Below are 5,096 nucleotides of genomic sequence, written 5' to 3'. Positions count from 1 at the left end.
GCCTGACGCTGCTGGTGGTGGCCGCATTCGGCTCGATGGCGAACCTCGGTGGTGACCCAGCGGAGCTCGCCGGGGCACGGCTGCAACCGCCGAGCCCGGAGCATTGGCTGGGGACAGATCATCTCGGCAGGTCACTGGTGCCCAGGCTGCTGGAGGGCGTCGGCGTGACGCTGCTGCTCTCGTCGATCGCGGTGCTGGCGACCGCCGTGCTGAGCACAGCCCTCGGCATCCTGGCGGGATACGCCGGAGGTGCCCTGAATGACCTGGTCATGCGGCTGGTCGAGCTGTTGTACGCGTTCCCGTCGATCGTGCTGGCGATCCTGGTCGCGGCGGTCGTCGGGCCGGGACGCCCGGCGGCGATGGCGGCGATCGTCCTGGTGACCATCCCCCTGATGACACGACTGGTCCGGGCGGCGTCCGCGGCGGTGTCCCAGCGTGACTACGTCACCTCGGCGATCGTCAGCGGTGTGCGGCTGCCGAAGATCCTGGTCCGCCACGTGCTGCCGAACGTCTCCGGCACCATCGCGGTGCAGGGAACCTACGCACTCTCCGTGGGGATCCTGGTCGAGGGCGGTCTGAGTTTCCTCGGACTCGGCGTGCAGCCGCCACAGGCTTCACTGGGCGTGCTGATCCAGGAGGGCGGTGTCTACATGGTGGCGGCACCTTGGCTGATCATCGCTCCTGGTGTGGTGCTGATCCTGGCGATACTGTCCATCAACGTGGTCGGCGACGGCTTGCGCGACCGGTTCGAACCGCGAGAGACGAGGTCTCTGAGATGAACCCATTCCTGGTGGTCGACAACCTGGCCGTGGACTACGAGGCTCCCGACCGCCGGGTGCGGGCGCTCGACGGCGTGGACCTCACGGTCGAGCCGGGAGAGACGGTCGGCATCGTCGGCGAGAGCGGATCCGGGAAGTCGACGCTGGGATCGGCGGTCGGCCGGCTCTTGCCGCAGAACGCACAGAGTGTCGCGGGAACCATGAGCGTCGACGGCGAGGAGGTCTTCGGGCTGTCGATCGGCGGGATGCGTCGGCTCCGCCGGGAGCGGCTCGGCTTCATCTTTCAGGACCCGATCGGTTCCCTCGATCCGACCAAGCGGGTCGGTGCTCAGCTCAAGCTCGCCTTGCGCGGCCGCGGGTCCGCGCCCGACGTGGCACGCCACCTGGAACGCGTCAAGCTGCCCGACCCACGCCGCGTCGCCCGTGCGTATCCGCACCAGCTGTCCGGCGGGATGGCGCAACGAGTGGCGATCGCCATCGCGATGGCGAGTGAGCCGGAACTACTGGTGGCCGACGAGCCCACCGCGGCGCTGGACAGCCAGGTGCGCGACGACGTGCTCAGCGTGGTCTTCACGCTGGCGGCGGAGGCGGGCAGCGGAATCCTCTGGCTCAGCCACGATCTGGCCGCCGTCGGTCGCCGGTGTGCGCGGGTCGCGGTGATGTACGGCGGCCGGGTGGTGGAGGACGGTCCGGCCGCAGAGGTGCTCGCCCGGCCCGCGCATCCGTACACCGACGCATTGGCCGGCTCTGCACCCGCGGCGGCAGCGCCCGGAGAACGACTTCAGCCGGTGCCGGGCCGGCCTCCCGTGCTGACCGGCCCGTCGCCCGGGTGTGCCTTCGCGGACCGCTGCCGATTCGCGGTCCAGCGGTGCGCGGTGGAACGTCCACGCCCGGTGCGGGTGCGAACGCAGGACGTCCTGTGTCACCGCGCCGCGGAGCTGGCGGAGTCCGGAGCGCTGGCCGCGCACGCCCCGCCGCCCAGCCGAATGGCGCCGGTGCCGGTGCCGGTGGGAGAGGAGACGACGTGAGCGGTGAGGACGGACACCCGGGCGGCGATGTCGGCGCCGGCCCGCCGGTGCTCGAGCTCGACGAGGTGAGCGTGGTGTTCTCTTCAGGGCTGTTCCGGCGCGAGCACGTGCACGCCATGAGAGACGTCTCGCTGCGGATCGAGCCCGGCGAGACACTGGGCGTGGTGGGCGAGTCCGGTTCGGGGAAGACGACGACGGGCATGGTGGCGCTGGGGCTCCAACGGCCGACGTCGGGAGCTGTGCGGTTCGAGGGTGTGCCCGGTGTGGCGAAGCGCCGCCGCGGCCTGGCCGGCAGCATCCAGGTGGTGCTGCAGCACCCGCAGTGGTCCCTGGATCCCAGGATGCGGGTGGGTGACAGCGTCGCGGAGCCTTTCGGAGCGGCGACACATCGGACGAGGAACGAGGGAGATGTGGAGCGTGACCGTCGGGTTGGAGCGGCGACACATCGAACGAGGGACGTCGGCGCTGCGGAGGCCGTCCGCGTCATGCTCGAAGAAGTCGGGCTGGAGCCGAGCTTCGCTGAACGTTATCCGCACGAGCTCTCCGGTGGCCAGCGACAACGAGTGGCCATTGCCCGGGCCCTGATCACCCGGCCACGGTTCGTCGTCTTCGACGAGGCGGTCAGTGCCCTCGACGTGTCGGTGCAGGCCCAGATTCTCAACCTGATCAAGGATCTGCAGGCCGAGTTCGGATTCAGCGCCCTGTTCATCTCGCACGACCTGGGCGCTGTCCGGTACGTCGCGCACCGGATCGCGGTGATGCGGCACGGCGAGGTCGTCGAGACAGCCGAGACCGAGACGTTCTATGCCAATCCGTCGCACGAATACTCGAGACAGCTCTTGGAGGCCCTGTGACCATCGGAACCGCGACACCGGCGGGTGATCCGCGCTCCGCGACGCCGTCGACTTTCGCTCCGGATGCCACCGGCAACTCCGACCTGTCGCTGACCCCGCAGCTCAGCCCTGGCCGGACCGACGTCGAGTTCGACATCCCCGGTGTCTCGGTCGGGACCGCCGAGTATGGCGAAGGGCCCACCGGGTGCACGGTGCTCCATGTTCCGGCGGGCGCCCGGACAGCGGTGGATGCGCGAGGGGGCGCCGTGGGGCTCAGCGGCGGCTACGAGTACAACCACGCCATCTGCCTGACCGGGGGCTCGGTGTATGGCATGTCGGCTGCGGCCGGGGTCTCGGCCGAGTTGCTGGCGCGGCAGCGGAACCGGGTCAGGTGGACGGACCTGCAGCTGGTCTCCGGCGCGGTGATCTACGACTTCTCCGCCCGGGACAACGCGATCGTCCCCGATGACGCTCTCGGCCGCGCCGCGGTCCACCACGCGAAGGAAGGACTCTTCCCGGTCGGACGGTGCGGGGCGGGCAGCAGCGCATCCGTGGGCAAGATGGCCTTCGCCCGGGCGGAGTTCTCCGGGCAGGGAGCCGCGTTCCGGGCGGTCGGTGATGTGAAGGTGCTGGTGGGCACCGTCGTGAACGCCATCGGCGTCGTCGTCGACAGGAGCGGTGCGGTGGTCCGGGGGAACTATCACGCCGACGCCGGGGAGCGCCGGCATCCCGCTGCGGACTATGAAGCGGCGATCGCCGGGGCCGCCGCGCCGACGCCGGCTGCGGGTGGGAACACGACCCTTACCGTGCTGGTGACCAACGTCAAGCTCTCCGACTACAGCCTGAACCAGCTGGCTCGCCAGGTGCACAGCTCGATGCACCGCGCCATCCAGCCGTTCCACACCGAGAACGACGGCGACGTGCTGTTCGCCGTGACGACGGACCAGGTCGAGCTGAGCGGGACGACACCAACCGGGTTGGGCGCGTTAGCGTCGGAGGTGGCGTGGGACGCCGTGCTGAGCAGTGTGGGATGATCAACTCGTGAGGGCATTTTGCGTCCGATGTCACGAATTGCGTCGGTGTCCGTCTACGGTGTGACTGCGACGTCGTGCCCATGCCTCGTCGCTAACCAGGTTCAGGAGTGATGCAGTGAGCGCGACGTCGACGTTCCCCACTTTCACCTCGGCGCAGATGATCGCGGTCGACCGGGGCCGTGAGCTCGGTGCGACCTGGCGGACGGAGATCTGGGCGAGCTTCGCCGCGTATCTGGAGCTGTTCCAGGCGTTCGGTGCGACCGCGGACCAGGTTCGCTCGTGGAGCATGCGGGCGATCGACCGGCTCGCGGAGTGGGCCCCTGACCTCGCGGACGAGATCGCGGGTGTCGCCGGCGGCGCCAGTCTGAAGCTCTGGCAGGTCGGCGCGATCAACGCCCGGACCGAGATCATCGCCGCAGCCCGCGTCGCCGGGGCGGCGACCGAGTGCTCGACGGCGGTGGCGCTGCCCGGTGGGAAACGCCCTCCGCGGACCATCCAGACCTGGGACTGGAACGAGCGGATGCGTGAGACGCCGGTACTGCTGGTCTACGATCTCAACCCCGACCACTCGGTCCGCGGGCTCAGCGAGTTCGGCATGGTGGGCAAGATCGGAGTGAACAGCGCGGGTCTCGGCGTGCACTTCAACATCCTCCGGCATGCCTCTGACCATGAGCGGATCGGCGTGCCGGTGCACGCGGTCGCCCGCCGGATCCTGGACGAGGCCACCGACATCGAGCAGGCCGAGGAGATCGCCCGCTCAGCTGACCTGTCCGCCTCGACCGTGCTGACCGTCGTGACCTTCGACGGCGCACGTGGCCGGGTGCGCGGACTGGAGCTCAGCCCGTCCGGCGTCGGGGTGGTGAATGCCGATGACGACGGACTCTACGTCCACACCAACCACTTCCTCGACCCCTCCCTGAGCGACGGCGACACGCTGGCCCCGGAACGCCCCAACACCTACGACCGGATGAAGCATCTGCGGGAGCGGGCCGGCGAGCTCGGCTCGGATGACCTCATGGATCGGGTGGAGGCGATGCGCTGCCACACCGATGACGGCGCACCCGTGTGCGCGCACGCATCGCCGGACGACCCGTTCGAGCTGCGTTCGGAGACGCTGGCGACCGTGAGCCTGGATGTCGCCGGGTTCCGGCTCAGCGTCCACCGGGGCGGACCGTGCCAGGTGACGGCGGACACCTGGCAGACCATCTAGTCACAACGTCCTGCGGAGCGAGGCTCCTGATGCGCGCTCCGCAGGACGCTGCGCCTTCGCTCAGTCGAGCAGCGCCAGGTCGAGCTCGCGGAGGCGCACGGGGTCGATGATGACCTCCATCTGCGTGATCCTCCCGGCGGCGATCGTGAAGGTCGTCACCCGTTCGCGCCCGTCGACGGCGGCGGCGGCACCCACCGTTCCATTGACCAGTA

At 69.7% G+C, this 5,096-nt stretch carries 5 protein-coding genes; all 5 read left to right on the top strand.

Annotated elements, in window-relative coordinates; translation table 11 throughout:
• Positions 1-779: ABC transporter permease (locus ELR45_RS08995; RefSeq protein WP_165367622.1), on the top strand; the 779-nt coding region annotated here is incomplete at its 5' end.
• Entirely contained in the window at positions 776-1,807 is a 1,032-nt protein-coding gene (locus ELR45_RS08990; protein ID WP_129665273.1) for an ABC transporter ATP-binding protein, read from the top strand. The genes ELR45_RS08995 and ELR45_RS08990, both read left to right, overlap by 4 nt.
• Positions 1,804-2,661, top strand: coding sequence for an ATP-binding cassette domain-containing protein (locus tag ELR45_RS08985; protein WP_240759350.1), 858 nt, complete (start codon positions 1,804-1,806; stop codon positions 2,659-2,661). Before ELR45_RS08990 ends, ELR45_RS08985 begins: the two co-directional genes overlap by 4 nt.
• Positions 2,658-3,674, top strand: a complete 1,017-nt coding sequence (locus ELR45_RS08980; RefSeq protein ID WP_205856280.1) for a P1 family peptidase — start codon at positions 2,658-2,660, stop codon at positions 3,672-3,674. The genes ELR45_RS08985 and ELR45_RS08980 overlap by 4 nt, the downstream gene beginning before the upstream one ends.
• A gap of 115 nt (positions 3,675-3,789) precedes the next feature.
• Positions 3,790-4,884, top strand: a complete 1,095-nt coding sequence (locus ELR45_RS08975; protein WP_205856279.1) for a C45 family autoproteolytic acyltransferase/hydrolase — start codon at positions 3,790-3,792, stop codon at positions 4,882-4,884.
• Positions 4,885-5,096: the final 212 nt, after the last annotated feature.

The organism is Phytoactinopolyspora endophytica, from assembly GCF_004138495.1.
Classification (GTDB): Bacteria; Actinomycetota; Actinomycetes; order Jiangellales; family Jiangellaceae; genus Phytoactinopolyspora; species Phytoactinopolyspora endophytica.
The sequence above is the reverse complement of the archived record's forward strand: the minus strand, read 5'-3'. Positions and strand labels throughout refer to the sequence as shown.